This is a genomic window from Paenibacillus sp. JZ16 (genome assembly GCF_015326965.1).
Lineage (GTDB): Bacteria > Bacillota > Bacilli > Paenibacillales > Paenibacillaceae > Paenibacillus_AQ.
On record NZ_CP017659.1, the window covers coordinates 4,342,282 to 4,361,340 of the forward strand.

Below are 19,059 nucleotides of genomic sequence, written 5' to 3' on the forward strand. Positions count from 1 at the left end.
TTTCATACTTGCGAACTACAGATTCTTCACCCAAGCGAGCTTTAAATCCATCTCTTCAATGCACTGCTGGTGATCATTCGTATCGTCAGCCACTAAAGGCGTCACCGGATACATTCGCATCTGCCCGCGATACGTATGAAGCAGCGGATGCACCGCATGTCTCCCTTGGATCTCCGGATCCAGCCACTTTTCCATGTTTTCCTCTGACAGAATCGCCGGCATTCGTGTTTCGAACTCTCGAATCGCTTCATTGGCCTCTGTCATTAGAACCGTGCATGTTCTCATTTCATTTCCCCTGGCATCGCGCCATGTCTCGTATAAACCAGCCATACCGAATATTTCATGATCCCCGATTACGGTCCGTACCGCATAACTCCGTTTACCAACCGTTCGCCAGTAATATAAACCGTTACAAGGGATCACACAGCGTCTTGTGTCAATCGCTTTACGGTAAGTGGGATTTTGATCAACGGTTGTAATATCAGCATTGACTGCGTCTTTACCCCAATAGGGCACTAACCCCCATCGATACTCATCAAGCACTCGTTCTCCCTGTTCTTGTATAATGACCGGCATGGTTTGGGTAGGGCTAATGTTGTACCGGCTCTTGTAGTAATACATTACCCGATTAATGCCAAAGCGTTGATTCACTTCATCGATCCCTGCGGACAGCGAGAATCGTCTACACATATAACTACCTCCTTTTTCCTTTATCGTTTGGATAATGGAGGCGGAATATGCATAATAAGACTAACAACATGGAGCTTCCACTGCTTGTACGCTTGTATCCCTGGAGTGGACATCATAAAATTGAAAGGTTTCTGCAACTTTTATGTAATCACAATATTAAATTTTCTATGCCACTCTGTCGTGGCAATGTTCTTCTATCATGTTTGTATACGATAGACATCATTCTCAATTATGAAAGCATGGGGTCTACTTAAATCGTTCTCTTTTTTTAGGTATCTTTTCGAGGGTATATTACTTTCAAAGTGGAGATCGCCCCAGCGCTCATTTGATGAGCTGATACATACCTATATATAATAGAAGGAATTTTTTCAGATTGCTTCTTTTTCACCCTCATAACCGGTTTTTTATTTCTTACATGGAGTACTCCGTTATGTATAAAAATGTATTGCTTACAATAGACACTGTCCGTTTAAAGAAGACATCATTTCAGGGCTTTAAAACTGGAAAGCTTTACACCAGGCTTGTATTTGTCGGCAGCTATTTTTCTTCTTTAGTGTACACTCTGGGGAGACACGATTCTTCCGTGGAGACATTATGCGTCCCATCATTTGGATAACTCCGTTTCACGCCGAAATGAATTTTTCTTTAAAGCCCTGAGCTTTTATACTTGTGATTTACGCAGTGTTTACTTGTGAGACTGACTCTAACAATTCTCATCACATTACTCACGAAGCCTACCCTGGGCTCTACCATAATAAAAAAGCGGACCAGCCTATGATTAGGCTGGTCCGCTTTGACACAAATGATTACTCAGTTGTGTATGGAAGCAATGCGATTTGACGGGAGCGTTTGATCGCAATCGTCAGGGCACGCTGATATTTAGCGCTAGTACCTGTTACACGACGAGGCAAGATTTTTCCGCGCTCGCTGATGAATTTCTTGAGCAGGTCTGTATCTTTATAGTCAATGTGAGTAATTTTGTTCACAGTGAAGAAACATACTTTACGACGCTTGTTGCGGCCGCCGCGGCGTGCCGGTCTTTTGTCGTTGTCTCCGCCTTCTCTTTGTTTAAAAGCCATGTGTTGTCAGTCCTTTCCGTATTAAAATGGCAAATCATCATCCGAAATATCGATCGGTTTTCCTTCATCGGAAAAAGGATCCTGATTGTTGTTTCGCGAGTAGTTATTGTTCCCGCGGTTTCCGCCACTGCTATTGCTGTTGCTTCCTCCGCTAAACGATGATTCCTCACGATTTCCTCCGCCACCGCTTGTTTCACGGTTTGACTCCAAGAAGCGAACATTATCGGCAATGACTTCGGTGACGTATACACGCTTACCTTCGTTATTCTCGTAATTCCGCACTTGAATGCGCCCTTCTACAGCCGTCAGACGGCCTTTACGCAGATAGTTTGCACAAGTCTCCGCAAGCTGTCTCCAGGTCACGACCGGAATGAAATCCGCTTCGCGCTCCCCGCCTTGTCCGGTAAACGGACGATCGACAGCAAGTGTAAATTGCGTTACAGCAACACCTGAAGGAGTATATCGCAGCTCGGGATCCTTAGTCAGTCGGCCAATCAAAATGACACGGTTCAACAATCCAATCCCCTCCTTAGAACGAAATCAATTACAAAGTTTATTTACGTATTAAGCAACGTCGTTCGTGATGAGATAACGAATAACTTCGTCAGAAATCTTCATGAGACGCTCAAGCTCAGCTACAACTTCAGGTGTTGCGTTGAAGTTTACCAGAACGTAGACGCCATCACGGAATTTCTTGATCTCATACGCAAGACGGCGTTTACCCATTACGTCATGCTTTGTAATTTCTCCGCCGTTGGAGATGATGCCTTGGAATTTATCGACTGCAGCTTGAACAGCTTCTTGTTCAATGTCAGGACGAATAATGTACATCACTTCATATTTGCGCATATGTTTCACCTCCTTATGGACTTCGGCCCTCAATCTCTGTTGAGAGCAAGGAGCGAGTCTAACTCGCACCATAATACTATATCAGAACGGGTGATCGGATGCAAGTTTCTTTTCGGTGCTGAATCTGCGCTCTTCCCTTTATTTCCGCGCCTTTCTCACTTTCCCTGCAATGATTTAGGGTCCAATGGCGCATGATAATACATGCAGTCCATCCATCATAATGAGGAGGAAATTCACAATGGGAGAACAGTCCGAATTTCGTGCGGGTGACAAAGCCCCAAACAACGGTATTTATATGGAAGTGGGCGTCAGAGACCACATCATGGGGATCGAAAACCCACGTCAAATTAAAATGAGCAAAGGCGATACCTTTCCCGAAACCCAAAATGATGATCGTGTATGGTTAAACAAACGCCGAGTGCAGCCTAAGTAATAGCCCGAAGTGATCAGCTTCAGGAGCCTGTGCACATCGTGTCTACGGCATCTTGTGCACAGGGAGTTGTCAGAACATTGCTTGAAAACTGTCAGCTAATCCATGAAAACTAAACATTTAATGTTGGGATTTTCATCCAGTGAAATTCGCATGTATACAAACCGACCTTTATGCGCACATTATAATCAGGCGGTGCATGAGAGAGGTGTGGTTCCGTTGAACGTTGCAGCAGAACGACGCATGAGGTTTCTGATCGTCACACGGATTGCAAGCTGAGGAAATGAGCCGAATGCTTGACCGCTTGGACAAGTGAAGCTATTGACAAGGTTCGCAGAAGTGCTGATAAAATGATTCCAATTCACAAGCACCGCCTACCCAGAAAGAAGGGCCCAATCGGGCCCTTCTTTTTTCGTTCAAAGCTCGGGACCTTTGCTCATGCTTGTAGCAACGAAAAACACCCCCACAGATCGTCTGCATGAGGGTGTTTTATTCAAGGGCGCTTTACAGCTTAACGCCTAACTTATGTATCAAACATCGTTTATATCCATAACAGCGGAACTTTCAACGATTGGTGGCGGAAAGGGTGGGATTCGAACCCACGCACGCCTTGCGACGCCTAGCTGATTTCGAGTCAGCCCCCTTGGGCCTCTTGGGTACCTTTCCACAGCAGAATTGATTATATCATGGAAACGTTATCTGGTCAATAGCTTGTCGATCTCGCTGTTCCTTGGATTTCAATGACCGCTTGGAACGCTTAGGAGAGGAGATATTACGGTGTATCTCCCGCCCCTTCCGTCTCCTGAGCCGAACGCAAAACCTTCTTCATATTCTTCTCAAACTTTACACGGGGAATCAACACGCTATGCTGACACTTGGTACATTTGATCCGAATATCCATCCCCATGCGAATAATCTCCATCTCATTATTTCCACAGGGATGAGGCTTCTTCATCTGAACGATATCCCCTAACTGAAATACCTTGCGCTCCATGGCTATCGCTCCCTTTTACTTCTCTATTACTTCTTCTATCTATTATATATCATTGGATAACCGGTTAGATCAAGCCTGAACGCGTTCTTGTCCCATATCCCGTGCTTCAATAGCCTGTTTGATATCCGTAAATATCTGGCGCTCCACATACTCTCTTGCATTGGGATTGCATTCCGCCACTATACGAACAACATATTCAGAAGTATTCAATGACTGGATTCCTAATACATCCGGTGTCCGCTGGACCTCTGGGCGTCGGTCCATGATTCCCGTAAGAGCCGACTGAATTAGCGTAATCGTATCCTTCACCTGCTGGTCGTTCTTTACGGGCAAATCTACAATGGCTAATGAATTGGAAAGGGAGTAATTCGTGACGCTGGTAATCATTCCGTTCGGAATAATATAGGTCTCTCCATTCAATCCTTTAACTCGCGATGTGCGAAGTCCGATCATTTCAACAGTTCCCCGGTACTCACCACTCTTGATTACGTCGCCTACTGCAAACTGATCCTCGAATATAATGAAGAATCCGGTAATAACATCCCTCACTAAACTCTGTGCACCAAAACCTATGGCAAGGCCAAGTACCCCGGCACCGGCTAACAGTGGCCCTAACTTGAAGTTGAACTCTGAGAGAATGATCAAAATCATAACAAAGTTGCACACAACAGAGGTTACATTTTTTAGCAACTCCCCTACCGTGACAAACCGTCTTGAGTTCACTTGAATTCGGCTCTTCTCCTGCCTAAGGATAAACTGATCAATCATCTTATACACAACTCGTATCACGAGACGCGTCAGAATAAAAATGATAATGACCCGAATGCCGGATGACAGGATATTCATCCACATCTCTTCATTCGTTAACCATCTCCATATCTGATCCTTCAAACCCTCAGCCTCCTCAGCCAATATCTCTAAATTTACATCCCCAGATAAGTAACTAAAGCCCCTCATCCCTGATGTCCTCCCCTTACTCTTCGATGTTGATATACTTCTCGTTGTTATCCAACGCAAAGATACCCCGGATCTCCACATGCTCCTGTCGGATGATCGCTTGAACATCATTTAACGCATCAGGCGGGAATTGAATCGATAATGCACAGCCAGCCGTAATCTCTTTTGGTGTAGGAAAAAGATCAATTTCGATATCCGCGTACTCCAGCAGCATTTCTGCACGCAGCGCCTGCTGGGTGGAATCAAATGCGATCAACATCGCGCCTTCCACTGCCCCGTCCCCCTCCATCATGGCTATCATTTTCTCTAATTTCTTCTCATCATCATTCCCAATGATTAAGAGTTTTATATAAACCTTTTCATAGATCAAGTATATTCATATACCTCATTCTGCCCAGGCACATTCCTTATCCTGAGAACATTCTTCTGTCCGAGTTGAATTTAAATCACATTTTAAGCGAATCCCAAAGTATAAAAACAGTCTTTCATCCATATACTGATACTACCAAATGCAGACGAAAGGAAGATTCTATGAACCGTCTATCTAAAATCACGTCTCGCCCGGAGGCTTCCAGCTTAAAAATACCACACACGGACCCTAATATCCATTCTGCTATTATACATCGCTTGCTCTTCCATCTATCTGACGCCCGTATTCAGCATCGTCCGCTTGTCATTGTCTGCATCGGTACCGACCGTTCTACCGGCGATTGTCTGGGACCCCTTGTCGGCACCTCGCTTGCACGCTACAACAGTCCCCTGTTTCATCTCTATGGCACGCTGGACGAGCCTGTCCACGCCATGAATCTGAAGGATACACTAACGGCGATATATGAAAAATTCGACAACCCTTTTGTGATCGGCATTGATGCGTGTCTGGGGCAATCATCAAGTGTAGGCTCTATTCAGATATCCGATGGCCCTCTAAAGCCCGGAGCTGGCGTACATAAAGAATTACCGCCGGTCGGCGATATCCACGTAACGGGCATCGTCAATGTCGGCGGCTTTATGGAATACTTCGTATTGCAGAACACTCGCTTAAGCTTGGTCATGCGGTTGTCCGATATTATTGCAACCTGCCTATTTGCAGGCATTAAAGAGTGGAACCGTTCTACCCTTCTTGCAGCGCAAGAGTGACGGCCTCTTTTTCTTCCGGAGACAATGGATATTTGGACTGCCCATCCTTCAGTGGTTTAGCGTACACATAGGAGCTCTCCCGGTTATGCAGACCGGTCAGCACGATCCCTTCCTCTTGTTCACTGAGAATAGCCAGGGAGAAGCTCATTTCGTTCCCCCGCTCGCCAAACGCATTGTATCGTACGATACCAACCTTGGACTTCATTCCTTTCAAACTGCCGCTGATCGTATCCAGCATTTTTTGATGATGGGCATGGCCCTCTTCAATCTCATCCATTTGGATTTTCAGTTGGACCAACAGTGATTCAATATCTTCTACCCCACTGCCTGCCATCATCGCATCATAACGACGCTTCATTTTACGCAGTTTTGTCCCTTGAACAATTAAAGTTATCCATAAGATCAAGATGATCATGACCATTCCGACGACAAACCAATGAAGCTGCTCCATGATCAATTCATTTAATTCAGACATGCTTTCTTCCTTCCTCTTCTCCATCTTGATCTATTTGATTATCTATGAATTTCCGCAATCGCCTTTCGCATGAGCTCTACTTCGTCACGGCTAGTAGATATCCCCACACTCGCTCTGACTGCACCTGTCTGTTCCGTGCCTGATGCCATATGAGCAAGCGGTGTGCAATGAAAACCAGCACGCACGGCAATCCCATATTCCCGGTCCAGTCGAAAAGCTAACTCGGACGCGCTGTATCGCTCTGACACAAAAGCTACGATACCTGTCCTCGCTTGACCAAGTGCAGGACCTAATATTCGAAGGCCTCCTACCTCTTGCAGACCCTCAATCATATATTGGGTTAGCTCCCATTCGTGTTGGTAAATATGCTGCGGTGTCCATTCAAGCACCTTCTTCACACCCGCTTGCAGTCCCGCATGTCCAATCGTGTTAGGCGTCCCTGCCTCATATCGATCCGGACGTACCGTCGGCTGTTCAATAGCCTCTGATTGACTCCCTGTGCCTCCGTGCAGTAATGGTTCCAGATCAATATCAGGCGAGATATACAACCCGCCTGTTCCTTGCGGCCCCAGAAGCCCTTTGTGCCCCGGAAAAGCCAACATACCTACATGCATCGCCTCCACATGAATATCCAGCATACCGGCACTCTGGGCAGCATCCACGAGCAGTACAGCCCCTTTTCTCTTCACCAGTTCTCCGATTTCAACGAGAGGAATGATGGAACCAAGAAGGTTGGAGCTGTGACTACACACAACAAGCCTAGTATTAGAACGAAAAGCTCCCTCTATTAGTTGCAGATCAAGCTGACCTTCCTCATCGACAGGAATATAGTCTACTTGTACCCCTCGGGTGCGTTTCAAATACTCTAACGGTCTTCGCACTGAATTATGTTCAATCATGGTAGCAATCACATGATCGCCTTCACGCAAATACCCTTTGATCGCTAAGTTCAACGCTTCTGTTGTATTCGATGTCAGTGCAATATCGTTAGGATTCTTTACCCCAAACAAGTCTGCGAGCGTCCTCCGTGTTCCATAGAGCACACGGGAAGCTTTCACCGCCATCCGGTGACTCCCACGTCCCGGGTTTGCAGCCGCCTCTTCCATCGCCTTTCTCATCGCCTCAAATACTTGAGGCGGCTTTGGCCACGAAGTGGCTGCATGATCCAGATAAACGATCGGGTCCATGATATTCACCTTCATTTTCGCCGTATTGGTGTCTCTTAACAGGATATGTCCAAATATCTCCAAGTTCGGAGTATCAAGGCTATGGCTTCACGTTTAGTTAAATAAAGACATATCTCATTCCCATACAGGAACGTCGACATGTCTTTGGTTTTTAATCGCACTCATTTGCTGTTCAACCATTTGTGACTCAACCCATTACGCATGATAGTTTCTTCTTCAACAGCACCACGGCTCTTTATTGAAGAAGTTCCAACAATCGCTCCAGGTCCTGTTTACTATAGTAATTAAGCTCAATCTTCCCTTTATCCTTATTGTGCTTAATTTTTACCGTAGTTTTAAAACGTTCTCTTAGATCCTCTTCCAGATGATCGATATAAGGATCTCTATTCTTAACCTTAGGCTTTGCTTTATCCGTTGGTTTGCGATCCAGATTCTTAACCGCTTCCTCTAATTCACGGACACTCCACTCTTGCTCCACACACTGTTTTGCCAACTGTTTAACAAGAATGGGATCCTTAATTCCAACGATCGCCCGGGCATGTCCCATAGATAATGTTCCACGTGAAACATTGTCCTTCACTTCTTCAGGTAGAGAAAGCAATCGCAAAAAGTTAGCGATGTGTGAACGAGACTTCCCCACCTTCAATGACAGCTCTTCTTGTGTTAAGGAAAATTGTTCCATCAAGCCTTGGTAAGCTACAGCAATCTCCATGGCGTTCAGGTTCTCCCGCTGCAGGTTCTCGATCAGGGCAATTTCCATGACTTGTTGATCGCTAAATGATCGAACCACTGCCGGTATCGTTGCTTTGCCGCAATATTGGGACGCCCGGAATCTGCGCTCCCCGGCAATAATCTCATACCCTTTCAGCACACTGCGGACGATAATCGGTTGGATAACTCCATGCTGGCGGATCGATTCCGCCAATTCCTGGATAGCCTCATCGTTAAATGTCTTGCGCGGCTGATACGGATTCGCTCGCAATTGACTAAGCGGAATTTCCACTACCTTGTCATCATCATGAATAGACAAAGATGGAATAAGCGCATCCAGCCCTTTTCCCAATCGTTTACTCATACGAGATCACTTCCTTTGCCAGCTCCAAGTATACTTCCGCTCCCTTAGATCGAGGATCATAAGTAATGATCGACTGTCCATGAGATGGTGCTTCACTCAAACGAATATTTCTAGGAATAATCGTTCTGTACACTTTTTCCTGAAAGTACTTTTTCACTTCTTCAATCACCTGAATGCCCAAGTTCGTGCGCGCATCCAGCATCGTCAACAATACACCTTCAATCTTAAGCGATGTATTCAGATGTTTCTGAACAAGGCGAACCGTATTCAGCAGCTGACTCAGACCTTCGAGTGCGTAGTATTCACATTGAATCGGGATGATCACGGAATCGGCTGCGGTCAATGAATTAATCGTTAAAATGCCAAGCGATGGAGGACAATCAATCAAAATATAATCATACTGGGGTTTGACTAATTGAAGTGATTTCTTCAATCGTACTTCACGCGATATCGTAGGAACAAGCTCAATCTCAGCACCAGCCAATTGAATGGTTGCCGGAATGATGTCCAGGCCTTCGATGTTAGTCCCACAGATGGCGTCCTTCGGGTGTACTTCATTGATGATAATATCGTAAATGCAATTTGCAACATCGGCTTTATTAATGCCAACCCCACTCGTCGTGTTACCTTGGGGGTCAATATCCACCAAAAGCACCCGTTTGCCAAGCGAAGCCAATCCAGCTCCCAGATTGACGGAAGTCGTCGTTTTGCCGACACCGCCCTTTTGATTTGCTATGGCAATTATCTTTGACACTCATTTCACCTCAATGTAGGAAGACTCTTCTAAGTAGTCGCAATAGATGATATACAGCATAGGCTGTATATGTAATAAGCGAGCGATCCCGATGATCTCGGGATGCCCAGGATATAGCGGCGATGAAAATGAGTAATAATAAATTACATGTTTCTCATCTGCAACATCAAACCAAAACCTTTCGTTAAGCAACATAGACCGCTGCAGAGCATTATCTCTTGGTCAACAGAAAAAGCGGTACGATGCATACCGCTTCACACCATATCTTAACGTTTAGGTATTTTTATAACGATTTCATAGTGATCTTCATGATCATTCTCTGTTGTTTTAATAGCCATCCCAGAGCCTGAGACCATATCGATCGATTGGCGGATCGTGTTCAGAGCCAGGCGAACATCCTTGCTGTACGATATACGCTTCGCCTTCTTCATTGTTGTTACTTCTTTATAAAAGGCAATTCGTGCCTCTGTCTGCTTCACATTCAGTTCCTTGGTAATGATCTCGTCCAGCACTTTAAGCTGGGTTTCTTCATTATCCAATGAGAGCAGCGCACGCGCATGGCGTTCCGTCACCTTGCGTTCCATCAATGCCAACTTGACTGCTTCCGGCAGCTGCAGCAAACGAATCTTGTTTGCAATCGTGGACTGGCTTTTGCCTAGCCGCTGTGCCAAGCTCTCTTGTGTCAATTGATGAAGATCAATCAACTTCTGATAAGCCACTGCCTCTTCAATCGAAGTAAGGCCTTCACGCTGCAGATTCTCGATTAACGCAATGGAGGCAGCTTGTGAATCGTTGAACTCCCGAACAATGGCCGGAATCGTGTCCAGACCCAGCTTCTTAACCGCACGCCAGCGGCGTTCCCCTGCAATGATCTCATACATGCCATTTCGGACACGAACGACAATAGGTTGAATGACTCCATGGGTTTTAATTGTCTGAAGTAATTCATCAATCTTCTCGTCATCAAAAATCGTCCGTGGCTGGTATGGGCTGCTGACAACCTCGTTTACCGGGATTTGTTTCACTTCATCCCCTTGGTTCCGCTCTGCCGCTAAGCCAAACAATCTCGAAAATTGTTCTTTCATTCCGTATATTACCACCTAATTTCATGATAGCACGGATAAGCCTCCGAATATCCCGGAATCGGTTATACGATTGGATAACCACAACATGGAGTCATACACGGATTGTACCACCATCCATTGGCGCTAGAATCCACTGTGGTGCCAGGCATTTCCCTGCAAAAACAGATTTCATGCTGATCGGAGAAAGACGCATGTGGTGATCATTGCCGTATTTCTCTGATCAAACCGCTGCATGAAGCGGTTGCTTCTTGAGAGATATAACAGGAGGTTTTATCATGATGCTTACGATCAATCGATATCTCACAAGTGGTATATATGTTTTTCTATTTCGCTTAAGGCCATGATCCCATGGGATGGCATGGTACCTTCCAAAAAACAGCAGCCACAACGATCAAAGTTGTTGACTGCACGAAGCAAGGATGGAAAAGTGACCAAACCAGGATTTATACTCTTTCATCCTATTAAAGAACGGGCAAACCGGCCCTTCTGTCCAAATGGATACTACGATTCTATTCTACCACTTTTTGTCCTATAACTCTATTCTCCAATATCACCTTTTTTCCTTCATTTCTCGTTTGCTTTATACATGATTTGTGCACAGTTCCAAAGTTTTGGCGTCGAAATCATGTTATTGAGCCACATCATCTACCCAGCAGCCTTTCTTGTGATTCTAGATTCAGAATAATTGTAGGATTTGCCAATAGATTAAATCTGTTGAACAACCATTATCATCAAAGTCTAAGTAGAACGAATCTATATTAGTAGTAGATTCACTCGATTGATGCACATCATGGTTCACTGCTCCCTGCAAGTTCCCCTGTCCAGTGCATGAATACGATGGATAGTTGCTGACAAACTTTTTTGAGATTTCCATCTTCATTATTCAAATTAAATAACATAGTTGATGTTAAAATTAATTTGTCAAAGAGTTTAATGCTTCCATATAGATGCCTAGCTTATAACTCACAGCAAACTTCAAATGTTTCACGTGAAACATTCAAAGTTTATGAGATACATTCACAGTGTGGATGTCCATCCTTATTTAAAAGCTCAGCTTTAATCACCCTGCTCCCTTTAGAGGTAACCTCCGTTCCACTTGATAAAAAAACGTAAAAGTGAGCGTGCCATCGAGTCGTAAAAAACTTCTTATGAGATCCTTAAGGGCTTCCTCTCAGTCGGTAAACTGTGATGTATGTTTTCTTGTTTCACCTCTCTAATTATAATGACAACCGATAAGAGTAGGGCTTAATCAACGAAAATACAACAAATCAATTTCTATATACTTCATATGTAAATAAAACTAATATTAACGACCTCCCTTCCCTCTCAAGGCAAATCTACAAAGTCAATAAAAAAGAGAAGGACTCCATAGAGTCCTTCTCTCGAATGGTTTGCATGTCTTCTAGCAAAGGTTGTCTCTGAAAGGGAGACCGGCGTGATTGACAGTATCTAGATCGATGGCAAAATGCTTACACGATCGGCGTTTTACTGGCCGTACCCGCCTTACGGGGGTACTTGGAAGGCGTGGCTCCCTTTTTATCGATCACCACGATATGCCGACCTGATTCCTCTACGGGTAAGGAGAATGAGTGAACCTTGTTCAAAGCCCCTCTCAGCTCTTTCAAGCTGCGAGCAGCCTCCTTCACCTCCTCCGTAGGGTCACTGCCCTTCATCGCTGCGAATCGCCCCCCTACCTTCGTAAAAGGTAGGCAGAACTCGTTCAACACAGCCATGCGAGCTACCGCTCTCGCTGTGACCAGATCGAACCCATCACGGTATCCCTGCTTGCGAGCAACCTCTTCCGCACGCCCGTGAATCAGTTCAACCCCCGTCAGGCCAATCGTATCCACGACATGCTTCAGAAAGTTAATCCGTTTGTTAAGTGAATCCACAATCGTCAGGTGCACATGCGGGAAACATATTTTCAGAGGAATACCCGGGAAGCCAGCACCTGATCCGATATCCGCCAGATTGCCGATTTGGGTCACATCCACATAAAAGGCGAGCGTAATCGAGTCGTAAAAATGCTTCGTATAGACTTGCTCCCGTTCCGTAATTCCAGTTAAATTCATTTTCTCGTTCCACTCCACCAGTATTTCGTAATACATCTCGAACTGCTGGAGCTGTTTCTCATCAATCGTGATCCCGTGCTCTCCGAGCCGGTCAACAAAAGCCTTCTGAATGTCGTCCATTCCTTATCCTTTCGCTGCGGTTACCCGGTTATAATGCTCCAGGTAAACGAGAAGTATCGAAATATCCGCCGGTGTTACGCCGGCAATGCGCGATGCCTGGCCAATGGAGATCGGACGGATCTTGTTCAGCTTCTGCCGAGCTTCCATGGCCAGTCCGTTGACCTCGTCATAAACGATATCCTCCGGAATGCGTTTCTTCTCCATCTTCTGCAGCTTTTCCACATGTCCCAGCTGTTTCTCAATATAACCCGCATATTTGATTTGAATTTCGACTTGCTCTTTCATTTCCTCATCCAGCTCGTATGGAGACGGGGAGAGCGACTCAATCATCGCAAACGTAATTTCCGGACGGCGCAGAATCGTCAGCATATTGCTTCCGTCCACGATTGGTGCTGATCCGGCTGCTTCCAGCATCGCATTTACGTCAACCGGCTTCACCTTCGTTTGGCGAAGACGCTCGATCTCCTGCTCAACGAGCTGCTTCTTCAGCACGAATTTGGCATAACGCTCTTCCGAGATCAGTCCGATATCATGGCCGATTTCGGTAAGACGCAGATCGGCATTATCATGGCGAAGCAGCAGACGGTATTCTGCACGGGAGGTGAGCAAACGATAAGGCTCATTTGTCCCTTTGGTCACCAGGTCATCAATCAGCACTCCAATATAACCCTGGGAGCGATCCAATATAACAGGCTCTTTGCCCTGCACTTTACGTGCCGCATTGATACCCGCCATAATGCCTTGACCTGCTGCCTCTTCATATCCCGAGGTTCCATTGATCTGTCCAGCCGTGAACAGACCCGGCAGTTTTTTCGTTTCCAGAGACGGCCACAGCTGCGTTGGCACCATCGCATCATACTCGATAGCATACCCGTTACGCATCATTTCTACCTTCTCCATTCCGGGAATGGAGCGAAGAACCGCAAGCTGAACATCCTCAGGCATGCTGGTGGATAGCCCCTGCACGTAGTATTCTTTCGTATTTTTACCTTCAGGCTCAAGGAAAATCTGATGCTTCGGCTTGTCGGCAAAACGAACGATTTTGTCTTCGATAGACGGGCAGTAACGTGGTCCAGTACCTTCAATAACACCAGAGAACATCGGTGCGCGGTGAAGGTTGTCATTGATAATCTGATGCGTATCCACCGACGTATACGTCAACCAGCAAGGAAGCTGCTCATTGTCGGAGGATTTTGTTTCATAAGAGAAGAACTTAGGCTTCTCATCCCCAGGCTGAATTTCGGTCTTGGAGAAATCAATCGTATCCTTATGCACCCGCGGTGGTGTACCTGTCTTGAATCGAACAAGGTCGAATCCAAGCTCGCGCAGGTTATGCGCAAGTTTTACGGACGGCTGTTGATTGTTCGGACCGCTCTCATACATCAATTCACCCATAATGACTTTACCGCGCAAATACGTACCGGTTGTCAGCACAACCGCTTTCGCACGATATTCCGTACCCGTCTGCGTCACGATCCCAACGCATACGCCATCTTCTACGATGAGCTGATCCACCATACCCTGACGAAGGGTAAGCTTCTCTTCCTTCTCCATCGTCTCTTTCATGGTATGCTGATAAGAAAACTTATCCGCTTGAGCACGCAGTGCGTGGACAGCCGGACCTTTACCTGTATTCAACATTCTCATTTGAATGAAGGTTTTATCGATATTGCGTCCCATTTCTCCGCCCAGTGCGTCGATTTCGCGAACGACATGGCCTTTTGCAGGTCCTCCAATGGACGGGTTACATGGCATAAAAGCAACCATATCCAGGTTAATTGTAACCATCAACGTTTCAGCACCCATTCGTGCAGATGCAAGTGCAGCCTCACAGCCGGCATGTCCTGCACCGACTACAATCACGTCATAAGTGCCACCCATATAACTCATAGCTCACCCTCCTGTTCTAATTGTGTTATATACGTAATCAAAGGGATTCCACCTCGGATTTCCCTGAAAATGTTGAGCTGTTCCTACTATATATAGTAAGGCTTGAAGCTTATTTACCCAAGCAAAACTGTGAAAAAATCTGATCAATGAGCGAATCGCCAACCGCTTCACCCAATATCTCACTTAACTGCTCCCAGGCTATTCTCACATCGATTTGGATCATATCGATCGGAATGAGCTGTTCAGCCGCATCATAAGCATCCTGCAGCGACTGCTTGGATTTCTTCAGCAAAGCAATATGTCGCACATTGCTCACATACGTCAGATCTCCGCCTTCAATCTGGCCGCTGAAGAACAAGTTGGATATGGCCTCTTCCAGACGGTCAATACCCTCTTGCGCCTTCACCGACATCGGAACAATCAATTCATCGGGATAGTATCGATGGAGAATGTCCAGATCGAGATTAGACGGTAAGTCCATTTTATTCATAATGATAATACATTGTCTACCGCGTATTTGTTCCATCAATTCCAATTCGTCCTGATGCAGCGGTTCATTGGCATTCAGCACGAGCAGAATGAGATCCGCTTCGTTAACCGCATGCTTGGATCGTTCAACGCCGATCTGCTCGACCACATCCATCGTTTCTCGGATACCCGCGGTATCAAGCAGCTTCAACGGAATGTTGTTAATGGTGACAAATTCCTCAATCACATCGCGAGTCGTACCGGGTATATCCGTGACAATCGCGCGATTATCCTGGGCCAGCGTGTTCAGAAGCGAAGATTTGCCCACATTGGGGCGACCGATAATAGCTGTCGTAATCCCTTCACGCAGGATTTTCCCTTCTTGCGCGGTCTTCAGCAGCTTATCAATTTCACCCATGACCAGCTGGCTTTTCTCTTTAATGAACTCTGAAGTAAGCGACTCCACATCATGCTCAGGGTAATCGATATTCACTTCGATATGGGCCAGCGTTTCGACCAGGGTATGCCGCAGCTCGTTGATCTTACGGGATAACGTTCCTTCGACCTGCTTGAGCGCAACGGAGAAGGCGCGATCGGATTTCGAACGAATCAGGTCCATAACGGCTTCCGCCTGGGACAGATCGATCCGGCCGTTTAAGAAAGCCCGCTTCGTAAATTCACCGGGTTCCGCCAAACGGATGTTTAATTGAAGCAACAGATCCATGACGCGTTTTACGGAGATGACCCCGCCATGCGCGCTGATCTCGACGACATCCTCGGTCGTGAATGATCGTGGAGCACGCATCACAGTTACAAGGACCTCTTCGAGGTTTTCTCCCGTTTTTGGATCCACAATATGACCGTAATGAACGGTATGGGAATCCACTTGTGTTAACTTGTTTTTACTTTTGAATATACGCTCCACTTCCGGAACGGAGTCCGGACCGCTGACGCGAATAATCGCAATGCCGCCTTCACCGACAGCTGTTGAAATAGCTGCGATCGTATCACTAAACATCGCTTCCTTCACCTCTTTCTTTGTAAAAAACATCGGAATTACAGCCATACCATGTACAATCCGGCTTCTTCATCTATCAACTTGAAAGAAAAACCTCCAACGGGATCTTCCTCTATAGGTCTCTTTAAAAAACAATGACTCCCTCTTGAAGCTTAAGGAGTCATTGTTTATATATACTCTTCAACTCATTTAGGACGACTTGGGTGTAATGACAACCCGCCGGTTCGGCTCTTCGCCCTTGCTGTACGTCTTCACGGCTCCATGCGACTGGAGTTTAGCGTGAATCACCTTCCGTTCAGCAGCAGGCATAGGCTCAAGCACAATCTCTTTACGGGTCTTCAGTACCCGTCCCGCTAACCGATCCGCCAGATCCTCCAGCGTCTTCTTGCGACGGTCTCGGAAGTTCTCCGCATCCAGTACGATGCGAAGATAGCTGTTGGAATAACGGTTAGCTACGATATTTGCCAGATACTGAAGGGCATCCAGAGTCTGACCTCTACGCCCGATCATCAATCCGAGTCCGGCGCCAGAAATTTGAAGCGTGGTAAAGTCTTTCCCCTTCTCAATCTCAACCGAAATATCTAGCCCCATGGCTTGTCCGGTATCCTTAAGAAAGGTGATGGCTTCCTGATAAGGATCCTTGCCTTCAAACGAAGCTGTGGCAGGGTTCTCTATATCACTGCTGACAGCAGGAGGTTCCTGCGTCATAACAGAGGTATTGGAGACCTGAACCACTTTGGCCGGAACGGCTTGCGCGTTTGTAGGAGGTACTTCCTTCACAGATGAATCGCCGCCGGCACCGTCAGGCAGGAGCGTTAGTTCGACTTTCGCTTCCTTGACCCCAAACAGGCCCAGGAATCCTCTTGATGGCTGACTCAATACTTGAACCGATACACGGTCTTGACTTACACCCCATCGGGCCAGCCCTTGTGCGACAGCATCTTCAATGGTTTTTCCTGTTGCGACGATTTTAGTCATCTCGACTTCTTGGCTCCCTTCGAACCTTTTTTCCCGCCTTTGCTGCCACTCTTTTTCCCGCCCTTGTTACCGCTCTTACTCTTCTGACCGTCGGTTGCGCTGGCAACACTTGCCACGACAGCAGCCTTGTCATTGTTGCGGTACAAGAAGTAATTCTGCACGATGGTGTAGAGGTTACTGTAGAACCAGTACAACGGAAGTGCTGAAGGGAACTGGAAGGACATTACAAAGATCAGAATCGGATAAACGAACAGCATGAACTGCATCATCCCCATTTGTGGAGACGGGTTCATCTTCATCATCATTTTCGTTTGGAAATAAGTCGTTGCAGCGGCAAGCACCGGCAAAATAAACAGCTTGTCCGGTTGACCTAATTGCAGCCACAGGAATTCGTGATCACGAAGGAGATTGTTATAGTAAATCGAATGATAGAGTGCGATAAATATCGGCATTTGTACGATCAGCGGCAAACATCCCGCCATCGGATTAACCTTATTCTCCTGGAAGAGCTTCATCGTTTCCATTTGAACTTTTTCAGGTTGATCTTTATATTTCTCGCGAATTTTCTGAATTTCAGGCTGAATGGCCTGCATTGCCTTCGAGCTTCTGACCTGTTTCAGAGTCAGCGGTAAAATCAAGGTACGGACGATAAGCACCATCACGAGTACGGACAATCCGTATTCACCGTTAAACCATGTAGCAAACGTATCAAGTGCCCATGTAAAGTAATAAACAACGTTGCTCTGCCAAAAGCCTCCATTTTTCAAGTCTTCAATGGTACGCGTTTGGTCAGCTCCAGGCGCACAACCTGATATAACGGCCACTGCAAGTATTACAGCGGTGAGGAGGAACCATTTTCCTCGTCTTGTCTTCATGAACGACACTTCAAAACCCCTCTCTTCGCCATTCCATTCCACGGTAAATCATAACATATTTATATGGACAAATAAACACATGGTTCAGCCCCTCTTCGCTTTCAGAAGGGACGATTTCCTCAATACATGAAGCACGCTTTTCTCCAGCTCCTGATAAGACTTATCGAGGGCTCCCTTTCGAACGATAAAAATCAGGTCGATATGCTCGATAATCTGATGCTGATGGTGCCTGACAATCTCTTTAACCAGCCGTCTCATCCGGTTGCGGACAACCGCATTGCCGATCTTTTTGCTGCATGAAACGCCAACGCGAAACTGCTCTACCTCTTTTTTGCGTGACCAATATACAACAAATTGATGATTGGCGAAGGACTTTCCGTGTCGATATACCCGGCTGAAATCAGCGCGGTTCCGTAAACGAAGTTTTCTATGCACAAGTTTCTCCCGCCCTGCCGTTAATCAAGTTCAATAATCTTAAGCCTCTTTGGCATCTCTTCTATTATAATAGTATAGTCATGCCAAAACCGCGATAAACACTCCAATTGGAATACTTTAAGCCTACTTTAGCTTATATTCTGCCGGTTTCATAAGGAAACTCCTCACACTGCAGGAGATATTACGAAAAAAAGACCACCTCGGTGGTCTTCGTGGCACAATATTACGCGCTCAGTACTTTTCTGCCTTTTTGACGGCGATTAGCCAATACTTTGCGTCCGTTCTTCGTGCTCATTCTTTTACGGAAGCCATGTACCTTTTTACGTTTGCTTACATTCGGTTTGAAAGTCGGTCTCATGAATTAATGCACCCCCTTACAGGAATATGTCTTACCCATATTTTAAGATCATAACGTCAATCGACGCACTTTCACGGAAGAATAGACCGCGATTTGTTGAACCGACGTCTATGGACGTATCTCTTGTAAACAG

Annotated in this window: 21 protein-coding genes and 1 tRNA gene; 2 read left to right on the top strand and 20 right to left on the bottom strand. The window is 46.0% G+C overall.

From position 1 onward, the window contains the following. Nucleotides 1-15: 15 nt before the first annotated feature. The 4 genes from BJP58_RS19715 to rpsF all read right to left on the bottom strand — a co-directional run bounded on the left by BJP58_RS19715 (nucleotide 16) and on the right by rpsF (nucleotide 2,618). Entirely contained in the window at nucleotides 16-690 is a 675-nt protein-coding gene (locus BJP58_RS19715) for an SOS response-associated peptidase (RefSeq protein ID WP_194540269.1), read from the bottom strand. Between the two features lie 806 nt (nucleotides 691-1,496). Next, nucleotides 1,497-1,769, bottom strand: a complete 273-nt coding sequence (gene rpsR, locus BJP58_RS19720) for a 30S ribosomal protein S18 (RefSeq protein WP_006207333.1) — start codon at nucleotides 1,767-1,769, stop codon at nucleotides 1,497-1,499. A 21-nt stretch (nucleotides 1,770-1,790) separates the two neighbouring features. Next, the gene (gene ssb, locus BJP58_RS19725; RefSeq protein ID WP_071219337.1) at nucleotides 1,791-2,285 is read right to left on the bottom strand and encodes a single-stranded DNA-binding protein; all 495 of its coding nucleotides are present in this window, start codon (nucleotides 2,283-2,285) and stop codon (nucleotides 1,791-1,793) included. Nucleotides 2,286-2,333: 48 nt separating this feature from the next. Next, nucleotides 2,334-2,618, bottom strand: a complete 285-nt coding sequence (gene rpsF, locus BJP58_RS19730) for a 30S ribosomal protein S6 (RefSeq protein ID WP_009591503.1) — start codon at nucleotides 2,616-2,618, stop codon at nucleotides 2,334-2,336. Nucleotides 2,619-2,856: 238 nt separating this feature from the next. On the opposite strand from rpsF, the gene BJP58_RS19735 reads away from it, so the two are divergent. Continuing rightward, a complete protein-coding gene (locus BJP58_RS19735; protein ID WP_071219336.1) occupies nucleotides 2,857-3,051 on the top strand; it encodes a YjzC family protein in 195 nt (64 codons plus the stop codon). Between the two features lie 572 nt (nucleotides 3,052-3,623). Here BJP58_RS19735 and BJP58_RS19740 read toward each other — a convergent pair. The 4 genes from BJP58_RS19740 to BJP58_RS19755 form a co-directional block, all read right to left on the bottom strand. Further along, nucleotides 3,624-3,714 (bottom strand) — tRNA-Ser (locus tag BJP58_RS19740). A 106-nt stretch (nucleotides 3,715-3,820) separates the two neighbouring features. Continuing rightward, nucleotides 3,821-4,042, bottom strand: a complete 222-nt coding sequence (locus BJP58_RS19745) for a DUF951 domain-containing protein (RefSeq protein ID WP_071219319.1) — start codon at nucleotides 4,040-4,042, stop codon at nucleotides 3,821-3,823. A 69-nt stretch (nucleotides 4,043-4,111) separates the two neighbouring features. Further along, on the bottom strand, nucleotides 4,112-4,999 hold the full coding sequence (locus tag BJP58_RS19750; RefSeq protein ID WP_194540270.1) for a mechanosensitive ion channel family protein: 888 nt from the start codon (nucleotides 4,997-4,999) through the stop codon (nucleotides 4,112-4,114). 16 nt (nucleotides 5,000-5,015) lie between these two features. Continuing rightward, nucleotides 5,016-5,291 carry a putative Se/S carrier protein gene (locus tag BJP58_RS19755; RefSeq protein WP_397376655.1) on the bottom strand — a complete coding sequence of 92 codons (276 nt, stop codon included), beginning with the start codon at nucleotides 5,289-5,291 and terminating at the stop codon, nucleotides 5,016-5,018. A 239-nt stretch (nucleotides 5,292-5,530) separates the two neighbouring features. Between BJP58_RS19755 and yyaC the strand changes: the two genes are divergently transcribed. After that, complete coding sequence (yyaC, locus tag BJP58_RS19760) at nucleotides 5,531-6,136, top strand: spore protease YyaC (protein WP_194540271.1); 606 nt, start codon at nucleotides 5,531-5,533, stop codon at nucleotides 6,134-6,136. On the opposite strand, the gene BJP58_RS19765 is transcribed toward yyaC, so the two are convergent. The 12 genes from BJP58_RS19765 to rpmH all read right to left on the bottom strand — a co-directional run bounded on the left by BJP58_RS19765 (nucleotide 6,111) and on the right by rpmH (nucleotide 18,926). Then, entirely contained in the window at nucleotides 6,111-6,611 is a 501-nt protein-coding gene (locus BJP58_RS19765; RefSeq protein ID WP_194540272.1) for a DUF4446 family protein, read from the bottom strand. The two genes, yyaC and BJP58_RS19765, sit on opposite strands and share 26 nt — an antisense overlap. 38 nt (nucleotides 6,612-6,649) lie before the next feature. Further along, entirely contained in the window at nucleotides 6,650-7,798 is a 1,149-nt protein-coding gene (locus BJP58_RS19770; RefSeq protein ID WP_194545001.1) for an aminotransferase class V-fold PLP-dependent enzyme, read from the bottom strand. Nucleotides 7,799-8,033: 235 nt separating this feature from the next. Beyond that, nucleotides 8,034-8,873: a ParB/RepB/Spo0J family partition protein gene (locus BJP58_RS19775; RefSeq protein WP_113058531.1), complete on the bottom strand. Its 840-nt coding sequence runs from the start codon at nucleotides 8,871-8,873 to the stop codon at nucleotides 8,034-8,036. Further along, nucleotides 8,866-9,627: a ParA family protein gene (locus BJP58_RS19780; RefSeq protein WP_071219313.1), complete on the bottom strand. Its 762-nt coding sequence runs from the start codon at nucleotides 9,625-9,627 to the stop codon at nucleotides 8,866-8,868. Before BJP58_RS19780 ends, BJP58_RS19775 begins: the two co-directional genes overlap by 8 nt. A 266-nt stretch (nucleotides 9,628-9,893) precedes the next feature. Continuing rightward, nucleotides 9,894-10,712, bottom strand: a complete 819-nt coding sequence (gene noc / locus BJP58_RS19785; protein WP_194540273.1) for a nucleoid occlusion protein — start codon at nucleotides 10,710-10,712, stop codon at nucleotides 9,894-9,896. Between the two features lie 1,469 nt (nucleotides 10,713-12,181). Beyond that, nucleotides 12,182-12,904 carry a 16S rRNA (guanine(527)-N(7))-methyltransferase RsmG gene (gene rsmG, locus BJP58_RS19790; RefSeq protein WP_194540274.1) on the bottom strand — a complete coding sequence of 241 codons (723 nt, stop codon included), beginning with the start codon at nucleotides 12,902-12,904 and terminating at the stop codon, nucleotides 12,182-12,184. 3 nt (nucleotides 12,905-12,907) lie between these two features. Next, entirely contained in the window at nucleotides 12,908-14,794 is a 1,887-nt protein-coding gene (mnmG, locus tag BJP58_RS19795; protein WP_194540275.1) for a tRNA uridine-5-carboxymethylaminomethyl(34) synthesis enzyme MnmG, read from the bottom strand. A 109-nt stretch (nucleotides 14,795-14,903) separates the two neighbouring features. After that, complete coding sequence (gene mnmE, locus BJP58_RS19800) at nucleotides 14,904-16,280, bottom strand: tRNA uridine-5-carboxymethylaminomethyl(34) synthesis GTPase MnmE (protein ID WP_194545002.1); 1,377 nt, start codon at nucleotides 16,278-16,280, stop codon at nucleotides 14,904-14,906. 189 nt (nucleotides 16,281-16,469) lie between these two features. Then, on the bottom strand, nucleotides 16,470-17,258 hold the full coding sequence (jag, locus tag BJP58_RS19805; RefSeq protein ID WP_194540276.1) for an RNA-binding cell elongation regulator Jag/EloR: 789 nt from the start codon (nucleotides 17,256-17,258) through the stop codon (nucleotides 16,470-16,472). Next, on the bottom strand, nucleotides 17,255-18,142 hold the full coding sequence (locus BJP58_RS19810; RefSeq protein ID WP_071219308.1) for a YidC/Oxa1 family membrane protein insertase: 888 nt from the start codon (nucleotides 18,140-18,142) through the stop codon (nucleotides 17,255-17,257). The genes jag and BJP58_RS19810 overlap by 4 nt, the downstream gene beginning before the upstream one ends. A gap of 75 nt (nucleotides 18,143-18,217) precedes the next feature. Continuing rightward, nucleotides 18,218-18,568 carry a ribonuclease P protein component gene (rnpA, locus tag BJP58_RS19815; RefSeq protein WP_009591465.1) on the bottom strand — a complete coding sequence of 117 codons (351 nt, stop codon included), beginning with the start codon at nucleotides 18,566-18,568 and terminating at the stop codon, nucleotides 18,218-18,220. 223 nt (nucleotides 18,569-18,791) lie between these two features. Further along, entirely contained in the window at nucleotides 18,792-18,926 is a 135-nt protein-coding gene (gene rpmH / locus BJP58_RS19820) for a 50S ribosomal protein L34 (protein WP_006207379.1), read from the bottom strand. Between the last annotated feature and the right edge of the window lie 133 nt (nucleotides 18,927-19,059).